Raw genomic sequence first — 22,233 nt, forward strand, 5'->3', positions numbered from 1 at the left:
CAATGGCCCGTATCACCCTTCGTCAATTGCTCGATCACGCCGCAGAACAGAGTTACGGCGTGCCGGCCTTCAACATCAACAATATGGAGCAGGGGTTTGCCATCATGGAGGCAGCCAAGGCTTGCAATGCGCCGGTTATCATGCAGGCGTCGCGCGGCGCCCGCTCCTATGCCGGCGACATCATGCTCTCCAAGATGATCGACGCGCTGGCGGAAATGTATCCCGAGATACCGCTCTGCCTGCACCAGGACCATGGCAACAACGAAGCCACCTGCATGACCGCGATCCGTCATGGCTTCACCTCGGTGATGATGGACGGCTCGCTCGAAGCAGACATGAAGACGCCGGCGTCGTATGATTACAACGTCGCGATTACCGAACGGGTGGCCAGGGTGGCGCACTGGGTTGGCGCTTCGGTGGAGGGCGAGCTGGGTGTTCTGGGCTCGCTTGAAACTGGCGAGGCGGAAGCGGAGGACGGATCGGGCGCGGAAGGCAAGCTCTCGCACGATCAGCTGTTGACCGATCCGGACCAGGCGCTGGATTTCGTTCTTCGGACCCAGGTCGATGCGCTGGCAATCGCCTGCGGCACCTCGCACGGCGCCTACAAGTTCTCGCGCAAGCCTGATGGTGACATCCTGGCGATGAACGTGATCGAGGCGATCCACCGCAAGATCCCGGATACGCATCTGGTCATGCATGGTTCCTCTTCGGTGCCGCAGGAATTGCAGGACATCATCAACGAGTTTGGCGGCGAGATGCCGCAGACCTTTGGGGTTCCGGTCGAGGAGATCGTCCGCGGCATCCGGCATGGCGTGCGCAAGGTCAATATCGACACCGATTGCCGCATGGCGATGACCGCGCAGTTCCGCAAGATCGCCACCAGCAAGGCAACCGAGTTCGATCCGCGCAAGTTCCTCAAACCGGCCATGGACGCCATGCGCGATCTTTGCCGTGAGCGGTTCGAAGCCTTTGGAACCGCCGGACAGGCATCGAAAATCAGGGTGATCGCCATGGATGACATGGCGGCACGCTACGCAAGTGGCGCGCTCGATCCGCAAACTGCAGCTGCCAGGGCTGCCTGAAAAAGAGATTCAAACAGAAAGGTCAACGCCATGAATACGGACGCAAAAACCGAGATCAAGGGCAAGGAACGCTACAAGGCCGGCGTGCTCAAATATGCGCAGATGGGCTATTGGGACGGCGACTATGAGCCCAAGGCCACCGACCTGATCGCGCTGTTCCGGATCACACCGCAGGAGGGCGTCGACCCTATCGAAGCCGCGGCTGCGGTGGCGGGTGAGAGCTCGACTGCGACATGGACCGTGGTGTGGACCGACCGTCTGACGGCCTGCGACCAGTACCGGGCCAAGGCCTACCGGGTAGACCCGGTGCCGGGGCAGGATGGGCAGTATTTCTGCTATGTGGCCTATGATCTGATCCTGTTCGAGGAAGGCTCGATTGCCAATCTGACCGCGTCGATCATCGGCAATGTGTTTTCGTTCAAGCCGCTCAAGGCTGCGCGGCTTGAGGATATGCGGTTCCCGGTCGCCTACTGCAAGACCTTCAAGGGGCCGCCCACGGGCATCGTGGTGGAACGCGAACGGCTCGACAAGTTCGGCAAGCCGCTGCTGGGTGCCACGACCAAGCCGAAGCTTGGCCTCTCGGGCAAGAATTACGGCCGCGTGGTCTATGAGGGCCTCAAGGGCGGTCTCGACTTCATGAAGGATGACGAGAACATCAACTCGCAACCGTTCATGCACTGGCGCGACCGGTTCCTCTACTGCATGGAGGCGGTCAACAAGGCGTCAGCCGAGTCCGGCGAGATCAAGGGCCACTATCTCAACATCACCGCCGGAACGATGGAAGAAATGTACCGGCGCGCCGAGTTCGCCAAGGAACTGGGCTCTGTGATCGTCATGGTCGACCTGATCATCGGCTGGACCGCGATCCAGTCGATCTCGGAATGGTGCCGTCAAAACGACATGATCCTGCACATGCACCGCGCCGGCCACGGCACCTACACGCGCCAGAAAAACCACGGCATTTCGTTCCGGGTGATAGCCAAGTGGCTGAGGCTCGCGGGCGTCGATCACCTGCATTGCGGCACGGCGGTGGGCAAGCTCGAGGGCGATCCGCTGACCGTGCAGGGCTACTATAATGTCTGCCGCGAAACCCACAACACGGTGGATCTTCCGCGCGGCATCTTCTTTGATCAGGACTGGGCCGACATCAAGAAGGTGATGCCGGTGGCCTCGGGCGGCATTCATGCCGGCCAGATGCACCAGTTGCTCGATCTGTTCGGAGACGATGTGGTGCTGCAGTTTGGCGGCGGAACCATAGGTCACCCGATGGGCATCCAGGCGGGGGCAACGGCCAACCGTGTTGCGCTCGAGGTCATGATCATGGCCCGCAACGAGGGCAGGGACATCGCCAATGAAGGCCCTGAAATCCTGCGCTCAGCTGCCAAATGGTGCAAGCCGCTTGAAGCTGCGCTCGAGACCTGGGGCAACATCACCTTCAACTACACCTCGACCGATACGTCGGACTATGTCCCGACGCCGTCGGTCTCCATGTGAGCCAGATTGAGGAGACCACACAATGCGTATTACCCAAGGCTGCTTTTCCTATTTGCCAGACCTGACCGACGAACAGATTTCCGCGCAGGTTGAATATTGCCTGTCGCGCGGATGGGCTGTCGGCCTCGAATACACCGACGACCCGCATCCAAGGAACACCTACTGGGACATGTGGGGCCACCCGATGTTTGATCTCAACGATCCGAAGGGTGCGATGATGGAGCTCGATGATTGCCGCAAGGCGCATGGCGACAGCTACATCCGGATCAATGCGTTTGATTCCTCGCGCGGGTTTGAAACGGTGATGATGAGCTTCATCGTCAACCGCCCGAAGGAGGAGCCCAAGCTGCACATGATCCGCACCGATGCGCGCTCGCGCAGCCAGAACTATTCCTGGGACGTGGTGCGGCGCTGATCTGACCGCTGACCGACTTCAATCCGTTCGCCCTCTCAGATGGGCGGACGGCAATGCTGATGGAGAGAGCAGATGACTGAGGCCGCCGACACGATTGCGCCCGATGAAACACAGGCAAAGCCTACTGCGATTGATCTGCGCGTGGAATACGAGAAGTCCGGTGTCGCAGAGGTGTTGGCCGAGCTTGACCGTGAGTTGATCGGCCTCAAACCGGTCAAGCAACGGATTGGCGAAATCGCCGCCATGCTGATTGTCGAGCGTGCCCGCAAGGCGATGGGGCTCAGCCATGAAACGCCGACACTGCACATGAATTTCGCCGGCAACCCGGGGACCGGCAAAACCACGGTGGCGATGCGGATGGCCAATATATTGCACAGGCTCGGCTATGTCCGCAAAGGTCATCTGGTGTCGGTCACCCGCGATGATCTCGTCGGCCAATATATCGGCCACACTGCGCCCAAGACCAAGGATATCCTGAAGAAGGCGATGGGCGGCGTGTTGTTTATCGACGAGGCCTATTACCTCTACCGGCCGGACAACGAACGCGATTATGGACAGGAAGCCATCGAGATCCTGCTGCAGGTGATGGAAAACAACCGTGAGGATCTGGTGGTCATTCTGGCCGGATATTCAGACCGGATGGACAAGTTCTTTGAAAGCAATCCAGGCTTCCGCTCGCGCATTGCACATCATATCGAGTTTCCTGATTACGGTGATGAAGAATTGCTGCAGATCGCGGATGGCATGCTGGCGCAGCAGAATTACCAGTTCGATGATGAAGCCCACGATCTGATGCAGCGCTATGTGCGGCTGAGAAGGCAACAGCCGCATTTTGCCAATGCCCGATCAATCCGCAATGCGCTTGACCGGGCCCGGCTGCGGCAGGCTAACCGGCTTTTCGTAACTTCCACCGGACCGGTGACCGCGAAGGAGCTCTCGACCATCACCGCCGAGGATCTGAAAGTCAGCCGCGTGTTCACCATGGGCATGCCCGACGGCCAGCCTGAGGCGGGAGCATGAGGTCAACCATCATCGCGCCCTCGGTTCTGTCGGCTGATTTCTCCCGGCTCGGCGAGGAAATCGAGGCCGTGGTTGCGGCAGGGGCGGACTGGATCCATCTCGATGTGATGGACGGACATTACGTGCCCAACATCACCTTTGGGCCGCCGATCATCAAGGCCGTGCGCAACCGCACCGACAAGATCTTCGACTGCCATTTGATGATCGAGCCATGCGATCCGTTTCTGGCAGCTTTCGCTGATGCAGGTTGCGACATCATCACCGTGCATGCCGAAGCCACCAAGCACCTCGACCGGTCACTGCAGGCGACCCGTGATCTCGGCAAGAAGGCCGGGGTGTCGCTCAATCCATCAACGCCTGAAAATGTACTTGAGTATGTTCTTGAGCGGCTTGATCTTATCCTGCTGATGACGGTCAATCCCGGCTTTGGCGGCCAGACATTCATCCCTGCAGTGGTCGACAAGGTGGCGCGGGTGAAGAGCATGATCGGCGAACGGCCGATCGACATTGAAATTGATGGCGGCGTGACGCCAGAAACTGCGCCGCTGGTGGCGGCTGCCGGCGCAAATGTGCTGGTTGCGGGCTCCGCGGTGTTCAAGGGGGGTACACAGGCGGCGTACAAGACCAATATAGAGGCTATCCGGGCTGCATCGGACTGCGCCATGCGATAAGACGTAGACTGGTGATTGATTGAGGAGATGAGGAATGGCTGCAATCCCCCCGCTATGCGACTTTGGCTGGAAACCTGGCAACGCCACCTTGCGCGGCGTGGACGGCACTAATCACAGCATCCTTGCTGAGGCCGGGCCGAATGGTCTGGTTGTGGCCTTCATCTGCAACCATTGCCCCTATGTCAAAGCGGTGATCGACCGGATCGTGCGTGATGCCGACGAGCTGGCAGGCCTTGGCGTGGGGTTCGTTGCCATCTCTTCCAATGATGTGGATGCCTATCCGGAAGATTCGTTTGAGAACATGAAGATCTTCGCCGATGCGCACCGGTTTCCGTGTCCGTATCTCTATGATGCGGATCAGTCGGTGGCGCGGGCCTGGGACGCGGTCTGCACGCCGGATTTCTTTGGCTTCAATTCGGCGATGGAACTGCAGTATCGCGGTCGGCTTGACGCGTCGCGCAAGCAATCGGGACCGGAGGATCTGCGCCGGGACCTTTTCGAGGCCATGCGGCAGGTGGCTGAAACCGGCAAGGGTCCGGCAGAGCAGGTTGCCTCGATGGGCTGCTCGATCAAATGGAAGGAAACTGCGTGACCGAGATTTTTGCGAGTGACGACGACCGCCATGGATGGCCGCAAGCCATCCTCTTTGATCTCGACGGGACGCTGATCGACTCCGCGCCAGATATTGCGGCCGCGGTGAATGAGCTTTTGTCAGGCGACGATCTGCCGACACTCAGCGTGGATGCGGTTCGGGGCATGATCGGCAACGGGGTTAAGAAGCTCGTCGAGCGCGCCTATGCGTCCCAAGGCAAGCCGGTTGAAGGTGACGCGTTGAATACCGTGACCGGCCGGATGATGGGGATTTACGGCAAGCATCTCACAAAGGCCACGACCGCCATGCCCGGAGCGCTGGAGTTGATCGCCGCCTATCACGATGCCGGCGTCAAGATTGCCGTGGTCACCAACAAGCCAGAAGCTTTTACCCACGAGATTTTGAAGCATTTCGGGATCGATGGCCAGGTTGATGTGGTGGTCGGGGGGGACACCGGTCCGGCGCGCAAACCTGAGCCGGACATGCTCTATCACGCGCTTTCGGTTCTGGGGTTGCCGGTCAGTCGTGCCCTGATGGTTGGCGACAGTCCGGCCGACATTGGTGCGGCAAGAGCTGCGAAGATGGCAAGTATTGCTGTGCATGGCGGCTACACCAACGTTCCTGTCGATCAGCTCGGGGCAGATGTTGTAATCTCCGACCTGACCGGCTTGGCCAGCGCGATTGAATTTCTCAAGGCACCGGTCAAGGGGCAAAGCTGAGCTCACGGACCGGTTTCCAGTACGGTCATGAGAGCCATTTATGCTTGCACTTAGTTCCCCATTCTCAATCAAAGGTCGTGTGAAGCGGTCCTCTGTGCTTCATTGTCAGCGCGATTGATGCTAGGAGAACGCAGGTGGGCAAGGCTGTTCCGCGATAGGATCAGTCATCTGGTAGACACGCGCCCCGAACAAGCAAGGATCAGCATATGAACTCTGTTGCCGATGTTGCCTGTCTATGCGGAAAATGCACGAAATGCCCAGTTTACAACCGATCCGTTTGCAGCGCGGCCTCTGAAGAGGCGATGGTGCAGCTCGACCGTATTTCTCACATGCGGAAGTTTTCCCGTGGCACTGTCATTCAGGCGCAAGGCGAAGCCTGCGATATCGTGGGCAATATTGTCGAAGGCGTGGTCAAGCTTTCCAGCGCATCGGCCAATGGCGATGATCATATTGTCGGCCTGCTGTTTCCGTCAGACTTTTTCGGCCGCCTGTTTTCCGAGGAATTGCAGTTCTCCTATGAAGCGGTCACCGACGTGACGCTGTGCGCCATGAACAAGATGGATTTCGAACGTTTCCTTGGTGAGCATCCGGATGTTGAACACGAGATGCTAAAGGCAAAGCTTGATGAACTTGATGCGGTGCGTGAATGGGCGGCGATCACCAATGGCCATACCACGATGCAACGCGTCGCCACCTTGCTCTATGTGTTTTCGAGACGGTCGAAAAACCAGCATCTGGATATCACGGCGCCGACCCAGCTTGTCGTTCATGTGCCGCTCAGCCGCCGTGATATTGCCGACTATCTTGGAACGACACCAGAGACGTTGAGCCGCAATATCCAGACCCTGGCGCGGGGCAAGGTCATCCGCATCATCAACGCCAAACATTTCGAACTGCTCAACCCAGGCGAGCTGATCAGACATTCGGGCGAATCCCGCGCCGATCTCGACAGGATCGCTTCCCATTGAGCGCCCCGGCGCCTGGCGCAATCGCGCCGGTCAGATGACTGGAAATTCCATTCTTCGACAACACAACCAAGCGAGATGCCGAGGCATTGACGCTCATCAATGTGAACACCGCGCTTTAGGCCGAGCATGATTTGCACAGACCCTGGCCACTTTTGCCTCGGGAGTGGGGAGAACATGGTCAAGGCAGGCACAGCAATCTCGGTGATCGACGACATTGGCGTTTTGAAGGAGGCTCTCGTTCAGGGGCCGTTTTGCAATCCTCTTGGGGAAACGACCGGGCTTGCAGAAGACGAGAGCCAAGAGGCGGCGCAGCAACATGGGCGACTGGTGCGGGAACTTGAGACGGCTGGTGTGACCGTCCGGCATCTTGATGCGCAACTTTATTCCGCCCTTGGATTTGCTGATGCGCGAGACTGGATTCTCGAACGACGGATTTCTGAATTGAAGGGTGATCAAAGCGGATCCTGCGATATCATTTCGTGGTTGAGCGAGCAGCCTGCCCAAGCACTGACAGGCTATCTGATGGACGGCATGTACGATGCTGATCTGCCTGCCGGTCTTGCTCGTCCGCATGAAGGCGCCACCCAAGACGACGGATGGTTCATCGCGCCGCTTGCCAATGTTGCCAATTTGGGCGGATGGTTTTGCGTCATCGGCGGTGGCGTGCTGTTGTCCCAACCGGAGCTGCAGCAAAGCCGTGCTGCGGCAATAACCGCGGGCGCGGTTCTCAATTTTGCACCAATGTTTGATCAATCGAGGTTTGAGTTCTGGTTGACCGCCGACGGCGCTGAGCGATCCTGCCCGCCGCTCGACGTAAATGACATCGCCATGCCGGGCGAGAGGGTTTGCGTCGCAGCAATAACCAAAGGCACAAGCGTGCGGGCGCTGTCATTGCTGGCAGAATCGCTGTTTCGGGAGAACAAGGCCGGGACAATGTTGTGGCTCGACCTGACCGGAACCGATTGTGCGTGCCTCGACGATTGCTTCCTGCCGCTCAGTCGCGAGTGCCTGCTTGTCGACATGAAGCTGCTGAAAACGGTCAATTCTTTCGTGGTGCGTGCCAATCATCGGGGCGCGGTCCTGGCGATCGAGGCCTGCAGAACGTCGTTCGTCGATGAGCTGGCACGGTCCATGGGGACCGCTGATCTTGTTCTGATCGACATGAAGCGGCAGCCTGAACCGGTCGCAGACGCGCTCACGCGGCTGGCGCCCATCGTCTTGTCGCCGGGGAGAATCATAGCGTTTGAGGAGCATGCAGCCGCATTTCGATTGCTCGAGCAGCATGGTGTTGAAATAGTGTCGACATTTCCGGGCGCTGCAGTTTCCGGTCAAGGAAAGGGCCCTCGCGGGCTGATGACAGCACTCCACGCCACCTAAAATTGGTGGAACAAAGAGATCCGCCGTCGGATCACTCCCGGATCATGGCGTAACGCGCCAATTGATTGGTTCTGTTTTGGAAATTTACCCAATCAACCATTGCATGACCCTGCACTGGCGTGACATTTTCCGGGCTGCTTATCTTTCCTGGAGACATATCGTGGCGTCATTCATGCCGGAAACACAGACCGCGTTTGGGCGCGAGGTTATCGAGATCGAAGACCAGCCAATCGAGATGCCTGATGGGTGCCGGTTGTCGGCTCGGATCTGGATGCCGAAGGACGCGGTTGAACAGCCCGTACCGGTGATTCTGGAGCATCTACCCTACCGCAAACGCGATGGCACAATCGTGCGCGACAGCCTCACCCATCCATGGATGGCAGGTCAGGGATATGCCTGTATCCGGGTTGATATGCGGGGGAATGGCGATTCCGAAGGTCTGATGACGGATGAATATACGCCGCAGGAATTGCAGGACGCTTGCGATGTCATCGCCTGGGCGACCGCACAGCCTTGGTGTTCCGGCACTGCGGGCATGATGGGGATTTCGTGGGGCGGGTTCAATTCGCTGCAGGTGGCAGCGCTCAGGCCGCCGGCGCTGAAGGCGATTATCACGATCTGCTCGACGGTTGACCGCTTTGCTGACGACATTCATTTCAAGGGCGGGTGTCTGCTTGGCGAGAATTTCGGCTGGGCAGCAAACATGCTGTCCTATTCATCGCGTCCGCCCGATCCGTTGCTTCTTGGACCGGGCTGGCGCGAGTTGTGGCTCAACCGGCTCAGGGAAATGCCGTTTCTGGCGCGCGAATGGATCTCGCGGCAGACGCGCGACGACTACTGGAAGCATGGCTCGGTTTGTGAAGATTACAGTGCTATCGAGGCAGCGGTGCTGTCTATCGGCGGTTGGCATGACGGCTACCGCAACACGATTTCGCATCTGGTCGAAAATCTCGACGCGCCTGCCAAAGGCATGGTCGGGCCGTGGATCCACAAATATCCGCACTACGCGGGACCCGAACCGCGGATCGGTTTTCTGCAGGAAGCCAAGCGCTGGTGGGACCATTGGCTCAAGGGCATCGACAATGGTGCCGAGAGCCTTCCGGCCTACCGGACTTGGCTAATGGACAGCATTGCACCAGAGCGATGGGTGGATGAGCGCCCGGGCCGCTGGATCGCGGAACCGGAATGGCCATCGGCAGGTATTGCGGACACTGTGCTGGCACTGGGGGATGGTACCCTTGGACCGTCGTCAATGACTGCACCGGTTCCGGTGTGTTCGCCGTTCGATTGCGGCAGCCAGGCGGGTGAGTACTTCCCCTTCGCATACGGACCGGAATTGCCGGATGAACAAACACCAGATGATCTGCGATCAGCCTGCTTCGATGGAGATGTGCTGGACATCCCGCTCGATATTGTCGGTGCCCCGAGCCTTGTGATCCGAGCCAGATCAGACAAGCCAATGGCGCAGGTGGCTGTGCGGCTTTGTGATCTGAGACCGGACGGAACCTCGGCGTTGATCACCATGGGCGTGTTCAACCTGACACACAGGAACTCAGCCGAGGATCCGGAACTTCTGACGCCTGGAGAGGCGTTTGAAACCACGCTCACACTCGATCAGATCGCCTATCGCATTCCGGCAGGCCATCGTTTGCGGATCGCAATCTCGACCAGCTACTGGCCGTTCATCTGGCCGGCACCTGAGCAGGCCACTGTGACGCTTGAGGCGGGGACATTGAAGCTTCCCTGCCGCTCGACGTCGGCTGATCAAGACGAATGCAGATTTGAAAAGCCGGTCGGGGCATCTCCATGGCGGCATGAAAACCTGAGGCCTTCCGCATCCACCCGGATTGCCGAGACCGATCCGGAAACCGGTGTGGTGACCACATCCATTTTCAATGACGCGGGCGAGGATCGCGATCTTGAGCATGGACTGATATCAGGCAGCACCACGTGCGAGCGCTGGTCGATCCACCCGGAAGACCCGCTATCGGCCACGGCCCATATCCGCTGGGAGCAGACCGGCGGGCGTGACAAATGGTGGACTGAAACTGTCGCCGAGATGGAGATGCGGTGTGATCAGGACTGGTTCTACATCACCGGAAAACTGGTGGCGACGGAGAACGACACGGTCATGTTCGAGAAGGAATGGGACGAACGGATTGCACGCCGGTTCGTCTGACCCAGAAGGCCAGGCGAATAAGGCTCAATAGGGCCATTCGCCTGCGCCAAGTGCCCTGATGCCGGCAATCATCCGGGTGAAGCTTCCGCGGGCACGGTCGACCGAGTGCCGGGCGCGAAGATATCCGTGGACCAGGCCTTTCTCCTCAAAGCAGAAGGCCTTGCCGCCGGCATTGATGATGTGAGCGCAGTAGTCGGGACCATCGCCAGAGAGCGGATCGCACTCGGCGGTAAACACCAGCGTTGGCGGCATTTCCGTGAAGTCGGTCGCGGCAAGTGGCGTAAAGGAAGGGTCATCAGTCGGGGAGGCGCCACCTGAGCGCAAGTCGTCATAGTAGATCATGTCGGCGGTCGACAGCATCGGGGCGTTGGCCTGGTTGACAAAGCTGCCTTTGCTGGTGTCGGCACCGAGCGCCGGGTAGATCAGCACCTGTCCCGCTGGAACCAGCTCTTCGCCCCGGGTTGCCCAGCACACAGCTGCTGCCAGATTGCCGCCTGCGCTGTCGCCGCTGATGATCACAGGATGCCCGGCGGCGTGGGCCACGAAGCGGAAGGCTGCCAGTGCATCGTCAAACTGGGCCGGGTACAGATGCTCTGGCGCCAGGCGGTAATCGACGGCAACGACCGCGTATCCGGTCTGGTCACAGAATTCCGCGCAAATGCTGTCGTGGCTTTCCAGTCCGCCGAGGATGAAGCCACCGCCGTGGAGATACAGCACGGTTGCTTCGGGCGCGCCGGATGCAGGCAGATACTCTCGAACCGGAATCGGGGTCGCGGGGCCAGGAACTGAATAGTCACGAACCGTCACGCCTGAGGGACGACCTGCGTCAAACGCCTTGCACAAATCGTCATAGACGCGGCGCTGGCCCTGATAGTCGAGGTCTGTTGCATTTTCGGGGTAGAACGCGGTCGACTTGTCGATGAACGACCAGGTTTCGTCATCCAGCAAGGTGTCGTACGGAATAGGGCGCAACGGATTGTCCTTAAAGTTCATGGTCTCGGTGTTGACGCCCATGCAATCGCGAGGCACAGCTTCTGTCAAATCGGAAAAGCATTATGACATGGAAATTCAGTAACGAGATCAAGGCAATCCTGTTCGACAAGGACGGCACTCTGGTTGATTTCGACAGGACCTGGGCTGCAACCAACCGCAAGGCGGCATTGATCGCGGCTGATGGTGATGCGGCATTGGCTGATATCCTGCTCAACGAATGCGGGATGGACCCGGCTACCGGCAAGACCCGGGCGGACAGCATGTTTGCTGCCGCCAATGCCAACGAAATTGCCGCGCATATGGTCGAGCATGGCAGCCCGGTAGAGCCTGAAAAACTGGCCCGGCTGCTTGATCAAGCCTTCGTCGAAGGTGCGGATACGCCTTGGCCGATCTGCGACCTCGACGCCCTGATGCGGACGCTGGCCGACGCCGGGCTGTCAATTGGCATCGCCTCGAGCGACGGTGAAGCGAGCATACGGCGCACGGTCGAGGTGCTGGGCCTCTCGTCACATATCAATTTCATCGCAGGCTATGACAGTGGCCACGGCCCCAAGCCGCAGCCGGGCATGTTGCGTGCTTTCGCGTCTCATATGGGCATAACGCCTGGCGAAGTCGCCATGGTTGGTGACAACCGGCACGATATGCAAATGGCACGGGCCGCCGGCGCAGGTGCTGCGATCGGCGTCTTGTCCGGAACGGGGTCCGAAGAAACGCTGACGGATCTCGCGGATGTGCTGATCGGCTCGGTCAGCGACCTGCCTGGCTTGCTGGTGCGCGCGTAATCAGGCCTTGGTTTCTTGCCCGTCCGTGCGCGCCGCCAACAGGTTGGTGAGCCAGTCGGGATCCATTTCGGGGACTGAAGACAGAAGCAACTGGGTATACTCGGGGAAGGGCGGCGACAGGATTTCGCTCTTGAGGCCCTGTTCAACTACCTTGCCCTCGAACATCACCACGATCTCATCTGATATCGCCTGCACGGTGGCGATGTCATGGGTGATGAAAAGATAAGTGATGTTGTACTTCTTCTGCAGCCGCAGCAGCAGTTTCAGAATGCCTTCCTGAACGATCTGGTCGAGCGCCGAGGTGACTTCATCGCAGATGATGATGTCCGGTCTGGCCGCCAGCGCGCGGGCAATGCAGATGCGCTGTTTCTGGCCGCCGGAAAGTTCGGACGGCAGCCTGTCCATGAAGCTCTCATCAAGCTCGATCATGTCCAGAAGTTCGAGGATCCGCTCCTCGCGCTCCTTGCCATGCAGGCCGAGGTAGAACTCGAGAGGCCTGCCGATGATGTCCTCGACGGTCTGACGCGGGTTCATCGCCGTATCGGCCATCTGGTAGATCATCTGGATGCGTTGCAGCTGATCCTTGCTGCGATCCTTCAAGGCGGCGGGCAGGGGCTCGCCATTGAATGTCACGCTGCCACTGAGCGGTGGCAGCAAGCCAGTCATCACCCGAGCCGTCGTCGATTTGCCCGAGCCCGATTCGCCGACCACTGCCACGGTTCGCCCGCGCGGCAGTTTGATACTCACATCGTGGAGAACCTTGAGCGGACCATAGGCAGCGTCGACGTTATCTATCGAGAGGACGATATCGTCGCCTTTGACTTCCGGCTTTTCGAGCGCCCGGACCGACCAGAGAGATTTGGTGTATGGCTGTTCCGGCTTGGTCAGCATCTGCCGGGTCGGGGCTTCCTCGACCTCCTCGCCGAACCGAAGCACGTGGATGAAGTCGGCCATCTGGGCAACGACTGCCAGATCGTGGGTGATGTAGATGGCAGCCGTGTTGAATTCCTCGACGATGTTGCGCATCGACGCCAGAACCTCAACCTGGGTGGTGACATCAAGTGCCGTGGTCGGTTCGTCAAAGATGATCAGATCCGGCCTGGGCGACATTGCCATAGCGGTCATCACGCGCTGCAACTGTCCGCCAGAAACCTGATGCGGATAGCGGTTGCCGATGGTTTCGGGATTGGGCAATTGCAGGGCCCTGAACAACTCTATCGCGTCCGTGCGGGATTCAGCGTCCGGCCTTATTCCACGTCTTGTGGCGGCCTCTACAGTCTGATCGATCAGCCGGTGCGCGGGGTTGAAGGACGCAGCTGCGGATTGCGCCACATAGGCAATGCGGGTTCCCCAGAGCTTGCGTTTTTCCCGGTCGCTGGCCTTTGCCAGGTCAATGCCGTCGAACATGATCGAGCCGCCGGTCAGTTTGCAGCCGGGCTGGGTGTAGCCCATGGCCGCCTTGCCGAGAGTGGATTTGCCAGCGCCTGATTCGCCAATCAGCCCCATGATCTCGCCGCGGCGAAGCGTCAGATCAACGCCCTTGATGATCGGGTGCCATTGTTCGTCGGAAAAACCGTCGATGCGGATGTCACGCATCTTCAGCAGGATATCGTGGTTGGGTTCGGTTGTGTCGGTCATTCGCGGAGCCCGCTTGTTTTCTGCAAGAACCAGTCAACGATGAAGTTGACCGCTACCGTCAGCAGCGCGATTGCCGCAGCCGGTAGAAGCGGTGTGATGGCCGCAGTGATGTCGTATTTGGCAAACTGGATCAGGGATGCGTTGGCGCGAACCATGGAGCCCCAGTCAGCGGTAGGTGGCTGGATGCCGACGCCAAGGAATGACAGCGCCGCGATAGTCAGGAATACGAAACAGAACCGCAGTCCAAATTCGGCAACCAGCGGCGGCATGATGTTGGGCAGGATTTCCCGGCGCATGATCCATCCGAGGCCTTCGCCACGCAACTTCGCGGCTTCCACATAGTCCATCACGGCCACATTGACGGCGACGGCGCGGGTCAGACGGAAGACGCGGGTGGAATCCAGCACCGCGATAATCATGATCAGGCTGGTGATGGTCGATCCGAAAATCGACAGGAGCATCAGAGCGAAGATCAGGCTTGGAATCGCCATAAGCACATCGACAAACCGGCTTAGTACCTGATCGAGCCAACTGCGGTTGATGGCTGCCACCAGGCCGAGGCCGCCGCCAATAAGAAAGGACAAAAATGTTGTCGCAAGCGCAATGCCCATGGTGTTGCGCGCGCCGTAAATCAGTCGGGTGAGCACATCGCGACCGATCTGATCGGTGCCGAAAAAGAACTCGTCACCCCACGGTGCAAAGGCCACGGAATGAATTTCGGCCTCGCCATAGGGCGCGAGGACATCGGCAAAGATGGCCACGAGAATATAGAGGCTGACGACAATCATGCCGAACCAGGCGCTGGGCGGTGCAGACTTCATCAACAGTGTGAACCGCTCGAAGCCGCTGCGGCGTTTGCGAACCACCGCGACTTCCGCGGAGGCTGAGTAAGTGTCGGGTTGCTCGCTCATCGTGGGTGCAACAATCGCGGGTTGGTGACGATGCCGATAATGTCGGCAGTCAGGTTCAACAGGATATAGGTGGCGGCGAAGATCAACGCGCAGGCCTGGACAACCGGGATGTCGCGGCTGGTCACCGCGTCAACCATCAGCTGGCCGATGCCGGGGTAGACGAACACCACTTCGACAACGACCACGCCGACAACCAGATAGGCGAGGTTGAACGCGATCACGGTTGCGATCGGCGCCCACGCATTTGGCAGGGCATGCTTGAGGATGATCTGGGATCGTGATGCCCCCTTGAGTCGCGCCATTTCGATGTAGGGGCTTGCCAGAAGATTGATGATCGCGGCGCGGGTCATGCGCATCATGTGCGCGACAATGACCAAAGTCAGGGTCAGCGCCGGAAGCGCCACCCGGTAGAGCCTTTCGCCAAGAGCGGTCGAGGCATCGATATTGGCAAGCGACGGGAAGACCGGCCACAGCGACGCGAGAAACAGGATCAGGATATAGGCGACAAAGAATTCTGGTGTCGAGATCGTGGTCAGCGTCAAGCCGTTGACGATCCGGTCATAGGCCGTGTTTCGGTAAAGGGCTGCGGTCAATCCAAGGAAAAGCGCCAGCGGTACGGCTATCAGTGCCGTTACGCCTGCGAGAAAAAGCGTGTTCCAAAGCCTTGGCATGACCAGCGCGCTGACTTGCCGTGAACGGTCCTGGCCCGATGCGTTGCGGCCTGAAAAAGATGTTCCCAAGTCGCCCTGCAAAACAGAGCCGACCCATTCGAAATATCTCACCGGCGCTGACTTATCCAGGCCTAGTTCCTTCCGGAACGCCGTCACGGTTTCCTGGGTTGCGGCCTGGCCGAGCACCGCCTCACTGAAATCTCCCGGTAGCATTGAAATGGAACTGAAAATGATTGCTGAGACAACGAAGAGGGTCGCGATCCCCATCCCGAGTCTTTTCAATATGGTCGACAGCACAGCGTTCAAACGCAAAATCTCCTTAGTTGCCGGTGGTCTTACCGCCACCTGTCCAAGTCAACCAGAGTGATTGGACTCCGTTCGATTGGCATTGGTCGACATTGTTGTCCAGTGGAGCGCGCTTGTAAACCGGCTGATCGGATATGAGGACAGATAAGCTGTGGAGGTACTCGCATGGCGTGCACGATCAGCTTGAAGCTAACTGACGCATTGCTAAAGTGAGCCTTAAGTGTGCCTTAGCACTACATTTTTTGGTCTCCATGGGCTATAGCGTCCTTATCACCAAGCCCTGTCTGGCTGTTGACAAACGCATTTGGCAGGACAGGATAGGGAAATCCTCAACGGCGTCGCGTAACGCGCTACGCTGCAAGTCCAAAAATTTGGGAACCAACGGAGACGTACCATGAGAGATGAGTATCTGAAAAAACAAGCGCGCTGGCTCAGCGAAGGTCAGATTGGCCGCAGGCAGTTCATCAAGGCTGCGATTGCAGCCGGCCTGGCAGTTCCTTCTGCAATGACGCTGGCGACGGATGTGCTCGCGGCAACACCCAAGAAGGGCGGCAAGCTGCGCCTTGGTTCATCCTACGGCTCGACCACGGACGCTTTGGATGCAGGCACCTCTGAGAATGGCATGACGCAGGCAATCGTTTACGCTCGCGGCAACCACCTCACCGAAATCAACAACGACGGCAAGCTGATCCCGGAACTTGCGGAAGCTTTTGAACCTTCCAATGGTGCAAAGACTTGGATGTTCGACCTGCGCAAGGGTGTTGAGTTCCACAACGGCAAGACCATGACTGCCGATGATGTCATCGCCACATTCAACTATCACCGTGACGAAAATTCCAAGTCGGCCGCCAAAGGCCTTCTTTCCGCGGTCAAGGAGATCAAGAAGGACGGCGAAAACCGGATCGTTTTTGAACTCGAAGGCGGCAATGCAGACTTTCCTTACATCGTCTCTGACTACCACATCATGATCATGCCTTCGGAAGACGGCAAGATTGGCGATGCAAACAGCCCGATCGGTACTGGCGGTTACATCGTCGAGAATTACGAGCCGGGCGTGCGGATCCTGATGAAGCGCAACCCCAACTACTTCAAGGAAGGCCGTGCGCATTTTGACGAAGTCGAGATGATCACCCTTTCGGACACGACGGCGCGTCAGAACGCCATCATGAACGGCGATGTCGATTTCATCGACAATGTCGATCCGAAGACGGTTGCCCTGCTTGGCCGGGTGCCGACGCTTGATATTCTCAAGACCAACGGCACGCAGCATTTCACCTTCCCGATGCGCGTCAATGCAGCGCCGTTCGACAACTACGATCTGCGCATGGCGCTCAAATACGCTATCAAGCGTCAGGAGCTTGTCGACAAGATCCTGCTCGGAAACGGTGAAGCCGGCAATGACGTACCGGTCAATGCTTCGATGCCGTTCCTGAACACCGAACTGCCGGTGCATGATTTCGACGCCGAAAAGGCTGCCGAACACTACAAGAAGTCGGGTCATTCGGGTGCGATCCAGCTGTCTGTTTCTGACGCTGCCTTCCCGGGCGCTGTCGATGCAGCTCAGTTGATTGCAGCTTCGGCAAAGGAAGCCGGAATCGAGATCGAACTGGTGCGCGAGCCGAGCGACGGCTACTGGTCCAACGTCTGGAACAAGAAGCCTTGGTCTGCCTGCTACTGGGGCGGTCGTCCGACCCAGGACTGGATGTATTCGGCAGCCTACACGTCGGATACGGAATGGAACGATACCGCCTGGAAAGACGGCGAGTCCGCCGACAAGTTCAACAAGCTGGTGGTCATGGCGCGTTCGGAAACCGACGAAGCCAAGCGCAAGGACCAGTACTGGGAAGCGCAGAAGCTTCTTCAGGACGATGGCGGCGCCATCATCGCCATGTGGGCAAGCTTTATTCACGCCCATGGCAAGGGCCTTGCACATGACGAGGCAGTCGCTGCCAACTGGCAGAGCGACGGCAACAAGCTTGCCGAACGTTGGTGGTTTGCCTGATCTCAGGCCCTGACTGATTAGAATTCGGCCGCGGAGCGATCCGCGGCCGTTTTCGTTTTTGGGAACTGGTTCAACCGCTTGCCAGTGTGCCCGGCCTCAGGAACCGGGTGTTGCCGGAACGGGGAACACCAGATCGTAAGCCCAATTGAAGATGAATGTGTAGATCAGGTAAGATCCCGCGAAGGAGACGTCCATCAGGAATGCCTCGATCAGGCTGACGCCCAGATACCAGGAAATGAACGGCAATAGAATGAGAAGCAGTCCGCCTTCAAACAGCAGGGTATGGAAAATGCGCATGGCAACAGACTTGCGCGGATCCCCGGTAATCTTGAGCAGGGCGTGGTCGAATATCAGATTGTAAAGATAGTTCCAGCCGGTGGCGATTGTGGCGCTGACCACGGCGACTACGCCAATTGTGTCGAGAGACAAACCGAAGACCCAGGCTCCGAGCGGTGTAATCAGCACGAGGGCAATGATTTCAAAACTCAGCGCGTGGCGGATCCTGTCCCCGGTGGTTCGCATGGAAAGTCCCTCATCATCACCGGGTCATCCCGATCATACTTACCGGGCCTGGAGGACGTCATTGTCTACCCTGTCACCCAAGACCAAGTCATGGGGTAGCGGAACAATTCTTGTCCATATTAGCAATTGTTCCGGCTTCAGTTTTGCAGCGCGTTTTCGGGCTGCCCGGCAAAGGAGCGGACGGTTTTGAGTGCGCCTTCAAGCTGATCGCCTTTTTCATCAGCAAGAGCGGCCTCGCGCAGCAAACGGCACCAATGGGCAGCGTCGTCACGGCCTGCGAGCAAGGCCACGCCGTCCATAACCCGGTCGAATTTTGACAGCCCGCGCGTGTGGGTGTCTGAGTACCCCTTGACCAGGCGGCGGTTGCGCAAGGTCTCGACCGCGAGCGCATAATCGATCTTGCGATAGCCGAGCGCCTTCTCGAGCCAACCTTCCATATGTTCGGTCTCGATTGCGTGCCGCAGGGTGCCGCGACGATACTTTCGAAGTCCGCCAAGCACATAGAGCTGGGCAAAGGGAAACAGCCTGTCTGTCCGCAGGCGACGCCCCTTGTTGACCATCTTGTCAACCAACCGCATTGCGCTCTGGCTGCCCGACAGTCGCCGACCCAACCCGGACGGCATCATGCCGACGATCTCTTCGGCACGCGGGTGCATGAATTCTGTCAGTTTCATCTGCGAGCCCTGGGCCGGGGCTATTTCCGTGCGCACACGGGCAAAGCGGCTGCCACGCGTCTTGAGGTCGGCTACTCTGAAGACGTCGTCATAGGCCATTGCCTTGGCAATGTACTTGGCGGCCTCAAGGGTCAGTTCGTGACCCTTGGCATCATCGTCATGGCCAAGCACCTTTTCGAGCCGGTCGAGATACTCCTTGCCATAATCCAGGTCCTGAAAATCCACCACCGCGCGCAGGCCGGTCAGAGCCATGTCGCGCACGGGGCCGGGCAGGGCGGTGGCGCGGGCTTCAAGCGCGTTCCATTTTTCAATCAGGTGCTCGGGACCTGCGGGTGTGTTGCCCGCTGCCGTCTTGGTGTTTCCTGACTGAGGGCGTTCGACCCGGCCGCCGGCTGCAGCTTCAAACCCTGATGCGAAGGCGCGCAAACTGGCATTGACGCCACGGCCGGAGGCCTTGATCGCAGCTTCGAAACTCTCACGGTCGAACGGCAATGCCCCAGAGCCCGCGAGGGCACCAAACAGACTTGCCGAGATCATCGATCCGGCATCGACCGCCATTTTCTCCATGTCGAAGGCGATGAACCTCCGGGAAGAGATTTCAGCCGCTGCGATCACTTCCTCGGAATCGGCGATGCCGTCGCCCGGCACCATTTTCTCCGACACTGCCAGCGCGCGGTGGGATGAAGCGATCAGGGTGGTGCGGTCCGGGGTCACGAAACCGCGCATGATGGCACGTCCTGCCTCCATCATCTCGGCAGCAACCAGAATGTCGACGTCGCCGGCTGCCGGCAACAGTGAGAACACCGGCAGACGCTCCTGAGCGGGGGCCATTTCCATGTAGTAGATCGTGGCGCCGGTGCGCTGGGCCACGCCAGCAACCGAGGTGGCCTGAACGACATAGCCATTGCGGTGGGCGCAATCCTCGATCCAGTTGGTCAGCACGCCGCCGCCCTGACCGCCGACGGCCATGATCGCCAGCTTGATGATCTGATCAAGTGCGGGATCTTGCTGCTTGGGACTAAATTCGGATGTGGTGTTGAGTGCCATGGGTCAGATCCGGACGAATTCGATGCGGCCGCGCGAGCGGCGATTTTGCAGCCAGGCAATGGTGCGGCTGGTGAATGAGCCGAGCGTGCGTTCGAGCCAGCCCGGATTGTGCACAACATCGGCGCGGAAGAATGAAGGGCAGAGCACCGCGGCATCGGCCACTTCGCCGCAATTGCCGCAACCGACGCAGCTCTGGTCGATGCTGGCGACAGGATCATCCCGCAGCGGATCGTCGAGCTTCTTCAGCGATAATGACGGGCAGCCGGAGAGGCGGATGCAGGCGTGATCGCCTGTGCAGATGTCTTCATCGATGCCGAAGCGTGGTTTCTCGACCCGACGTCCTTCCTTGATCGCCTTGTTCATCAAGGGCTTCTCGCGGCGCTGCTTGTTGAGCATGCATTCCGACGAGGCGACGATGACCTTGGGGCCGACATGATCGGTGGTCAGCGCCTCTGTCAGAATTTCCCGCATCTTGGGGACATCATAGGTGCGGTCGAGCTGGCGTACCCATGTGACGCCGACACCCTTGACCGCGTCGGCGATCGGATGGCCGGTGGCCTTTGTCGGATTGTCTGCGCGAGATGACAGGATGTCCTGGCCGCCAGTGGCAGCGGAGTAGAAATTGTCGACAATGACGATGACGCCATCGGACTTGTTGTAGACCGCGTTGCCGATTGAGGACGACAGGCCGTTGTGCCAAAAGCCGCCATCGCCAAGGATGGAGATCGAGCGTTTGTCGCCGCCGCCATCAAACGCAGCATTGGAGGCGGGGCCCAGGCCATAGCCCATGGTCGAGCCACCGATCTCGAAGGGCGGCAGGCTGGCGAACAGATGGCAACCTATATCGCCTGCGATCTGGTGCTTGCCGAATTCCTGCTCGGTCATCTTCAGAGCGGCAAAGATGGGCCGTTCCGGGCAACCGGTGCAGAACCCCGGGGGGCGCATGGGCACGGTTTGGGACAGATCGGGGAGAGCGGGCTTCTGGTCGGAGTTGGGCGCACGCAGGCGCGCCGGCAGCAATTCGGGGGCCGCTTTCTTCAGGAATGCCTCGATACCGTCGAGCATCACCTGGCCGGTGTATTCGCCGGCCATCGGCAGCATGTCCTTGCCGTGAAGGCTGATCGTCTTTCCGGCCTTGTAGAGTGCTGAGCCATAAGCCTGTTCGATGAATTCCGGCTGGCCTTCCTCGACCACCAGAACCGCAGACTTGCCTTCGCAAAACTCGAAGAACTCGTCAGGAACCAGCGGGTAGGTGACGTTGAGCACGTAGAGCGGGACTTCCGTGTCACCGTGAATGTCAGCCAGGCCGAGGCGTTGCAACGCACGGATCACGCTGTTGTACATGCCACCCTGCAGCACAATGCCGACCGGTGCTTCCTTGGGGCCAAACATCTCGTTGAGCTTGTTCTCGACGATGTATTTCAGTGCTGCCGGCCAGCGATTGTTGATCTTGTCGTGTTCCTGCAGATAGGACATCGGCGGCAGCACGACGCGGGCGTAATCGCTGCGCGGATTGGCAAGCGCATCCTTGACGGTAAAGGGCGGGCGCTTGTTGTCCTTGGCTGCAAAACTGCCGGTGACATGGCAGGAGCGGATACGCACCATCAGCATGACCGGAGTGTTGCTGGCCTCGGACAGCTCAAAGCCCTGATGCACAGACTGAACGATGGAAGGCAGGTTGGGGCGCGGGTCGAGCAGCCACATCTGCGATTTCATCGCAAACGCGTGGCTGCGCTCCTGCATGATTGAGGAGCCTTCGCCGTAATCCTCGCCGATGATGACCAGCGCTCCGCCGGTGACGCCCGAAGACGACAGATTGGCCAGAGCATCGGAAGCGACGTTGACGCCGACCGGGCCCTTGAAGGTGACTGCGCCGCGGATCGGGTAATGCACCGAAGCAGCCAGCATCGCAGCGGCAGCGGCTTCGGACGCATTGGCCTCGTAGCGGACGCCAAGATCGGTCAGGATTTCCTCGGCGTCGGCGAGAACGTCCATGAGATGGCTGATCGGGGCACCCTGATAGCCGCCGACATAGCCGACGCCGGCTTCAAGCAGCGCTTTCGTCAGCGCCAGAATACCCTCGCCGGAGAAGGTTTCGCCTTCACCGACCTTGAGTTTCTGGACTTCCTTGGCGAATGAACGTTCAGCCATCTGGCACCTCTAACTGCTT

19 protein-coding genes are annotated in these 22,233 nt (G+C 59.0%); 12 read left to right on the plus strand and 7 right to left on the minus strand.

Going from position 1 to position 22,233, the window contains the following annotated elements:
* Positions 1 to 2: 2 nt before the first annotated feature.
* The 10 genes from fba (at position 3) to WNZ14_RS11445 (ending at position 10,517) form a co-directional block, all read left to right on the plus strand.
* Positions 3 to 1,082, plus strand: coding sequence for a class II fructose-bisphosphate aldolase (fba, locus tag WNZ14_RS11400; protein WP_342868773.1), 1,080 nt, complete (start codon positions 3 to 5; stop codon positions 1,080 to 1,082).
* Between the two features lie 30 nt (positions 1,083 to 1,112).
* A complete protein-coding gene (locus WNZ14_RS11405; RefSeq protein WP_342868774.1) occupies positions 1,113 to 2,576 on the plus strand; it encodes a form I ribulose bisphosphate carboxylase large subunit in 1,464 nt (487 codons plus the stop codon).
* Between the two features lie 22 nt (positions 2,577 to 2,598).
* Positions 2,599 to 2,991, plus strand: coding sequence for a ribulose bisphosphate carboxylase small subunit (locus WNZ14_RS11410; RefSeq protein WP_342868775.1), 393 nt, complete (start codon positions 2,599 to 2,601; stop codon positions 2,989 to 2,991).
* A gap of 72 nt (positions 2,992 to 3,063) precedes the next feature.
* Complete coding sequence (gene cbbX, locus WNZ14_RS11415) at positions 3,064 to 4,011, plus strand: CbbX protein (RefSeq protein ID WP_342868776.1); 948 nt, start codon at positions 3,064 to 3,066, stop codon at positions 4,009 to 4,011.
* Positions 4,008 to 4,682: a ribulose-phosphate 3-epimerase gene (rpe, locus tag WNZ14_RS11420; RefSeq protein ID WP_342868777.1), complete on the plus strand. Its 675-nt coding sequence runs from the start codon at positions 4,008 to 4,010 to the stop codon at positions 4,680 to 4,682. Before cbbX ends, rpe begins: the two co-directional genes overlap by 4 nt.
* Before the next feature lie 34 nt (positions 4,683 to 4,716).
* A complete protein-coding gene (locus WNZ14_RS11425; RefSeq protein ID WP_342868778.1) occupies positions 4,717 to 5,274 on the plus strand; it encodes a thioredoxin family protein in 558 nt (185 codons plus the stop codon).
* Positions 5,271 to 5,993, plus strand: coding sequence for an HAD-IA family hydrolase (locus WNZ14_RS11430; protein ID WP_342868779.1), 723 nt, complete (start codon positions 5,271 to 5,273; stop codon positions 5,991 to 5,993). The genes WNZ14_RS11425 and WNZ14_RS11430 overlap by 4 nt, the downstream gene beginning before the upstream one ends.
* A 302-nt stretch (positions 5,994 to 6,295) precedes the next feature.
* Positions 6,296 to 6,961 (plus strand): Crp/Fnr family transcriptional regulator, encoded by a 666-nt coding sequence (locus WNZ14_RS11435; protein ID WP_342868780.1) that lies wholly within the window; start codon positions 6,296 to 6,298, stop codon positions 6,959 to 6,961.
* Between the two features lie 174 nt (positions 6,962 to 7,135).
* On the plus strand, positions 7,136 to 8,338 hold the full coding sequence (locus WNZ14_RS11440; RefSeq protein ID WP_342868781.1) for an arginine deiminase family protein: 1,203 nt from the start codon (positions 7,136 to 7,138) through the stop codon (positions 8,336 to 8,338).
* A 172-nt stretch (positions 8,339 to 8,510) separates the two neighbouring features.
* Entirely contained in the window at positions 8,511 to 10,517 is a 2,007-nt protein-coding gene (locus WNZ14_RS11445) for a CocE/NonD family hydrolase (protein WP_342870216.1), read from the plus strand.
* A 24-nt stretch (positions 10,518 to 10,541) separates the two neighbouring features.
* Here the strand turns inward: WNZ14_RS11445 and WNZ14_RS11450 are convergent, their stop codons facing one another.
* Positions 10,542 to 11,489, minus strand: a complete 948-nt coding sequence (locus WNZ14_RS11450) for an alpha/beta hydrolase (protein WP_342868782.1) — start codon at positions 11,487 to 11,489, stop codon at positions 10,542 to 10,544.
* 83 nt (positions 11,490 to 11,572) lie between these two features.
* On the opposite strand from WNZ14_RS11450, the gene WNZ14_RS11455 reads away from it, so the two are divergent.
* On the plus strand, positions 11,573 to 12,292 hold the full coding sequence (locus WNZ14_RS11455) for an HAD family hydrolase (protein ID WP_342868783.1): 720 nt from the start codon (positions 11,573 to 11,575) through the stop codon (positions 12,290 to 12,292).
* Here the strand turns inward: WNZ14_RS11455 and WNZ14_RS11460 are convergent, their stop codons facing one another.
* The 3 genes from WNZ14_RS11460 to WNZ14_RS11470 are packed head-to-tail and all read right to left on the minus strand — an operon-like array spanning position 12,293 to position 15,818.
* The gene (locus tag WNZ14_RS11460; protein WP_342868784.1) at positions 12,293 to 13,930 is read right to left on the minus strand and encodes an ABC transporter ATP-binding protein; all 1,638 of its coding nucleotides are present in this window, start codon (positions 13,928 to 13,930) and stop codon (positions 12,293 to 12,295) included.
* Complete coding sequence (locus WNZ14_RS11465) at positions 13,927 to 14,841, minus strand: ABC transporter permease (protein ID WP_342868785.1); 915 nt, start codon at positions 14,839 to 14,841, stop codon at positions 13,927 to 13,929. The genes WNZ14_RS11460 and WNZ14_RS11465 overlap by 4 nt, the downstream gene beginning before the upstream one ends.
* Positions 14,838 to 15,818 carry an ABC transporter permease gene (locus WNZ14_RS11470; RefSeq protein WP_342868786.1) on the minus strand — a complete coding sequence of 327 codons (981 nt, stop codon included), beginning with the start codon at positions 15,816 to 15,818 and terminating at the stop codon, positions 14,838 to 14,840. Before WNZ14_RS11470 ends, WNZ14_RS11465 begins: the two co-directional genes overlap by 4 nt.
* Positions 15,819 to 16,212: 394 nt before the next feature.
* On the opposite strand from WNZ14_RS11470, the gene WNZ14_RS11475 reads away from it, so the two are divergent.
* Positions 16,213 to 17,820: an ABC transporter substrate-binding protein gene (locus WNZ14_RS11475; RefSeq protein ID WP_342868787.1), complete on the plus strand. Its 1,608-nt coding sequence runs from the start codon at positions 16,213 to 16,215 to the stop codon at positions 17,818 to 17,820.
* Positions 17,821 to 17,916: 96 nt separating this feature from the next.
* Here WNZ14_RS11475 and WNZ14_RS11480 read toward each other — a convergent pair whose 3' ends face one another.
* The 3 genes from WNZ14_RS11480 to WNZ14_RS11490 form a co-directional block, all read right to left on the minus strand.
* Entirely contained in the window at positions 17,917 to 18,342 is a 426-nt protein-coding gene (locus tag WNZ14_RS11480) for a PACE efflux transporter (RefSeq protein WP_342868788.1), read from the minus strand.
* Between the two features lie 137 nt (positions 18,343 to 18,479).
* Entirely contained in the window at positions 18,480 to 20,063 is a 1,584-nt protein-coding gene (locus tag WNZ14_RS11485) for an indolepyruvate oxidoreductase subunit beta family protein (RefSeq protein WP_342868789.1), read from the minus strand.
* Positions 20,064 to 20,066: 3 nt separating this feature from the next.
* Positions 20,067 to 22,214, minus strand: a complete 2,148-nt coding sequence (locus tag WNZ14_RS11490; protein ID WP_342868790.1) for an indolepyruvate ferredoxin oxidoreductase subunit alpha — start codon at positions 22,212 to 22,214, stop codon at positions 20,067 to 20,069.
* Positions 22,215 to 22,233: the final 19 nt, after the last annotated feature.

The sequence above is a fragment of the Hoeflea sp. AS60 genome, assembly GCF_038900115.1.
Lineage (GTDB): Bacteria > Pseudomonadota > Alphaproteobacteria > Rhizobiales > Rhizobiaceae > Hoeflea.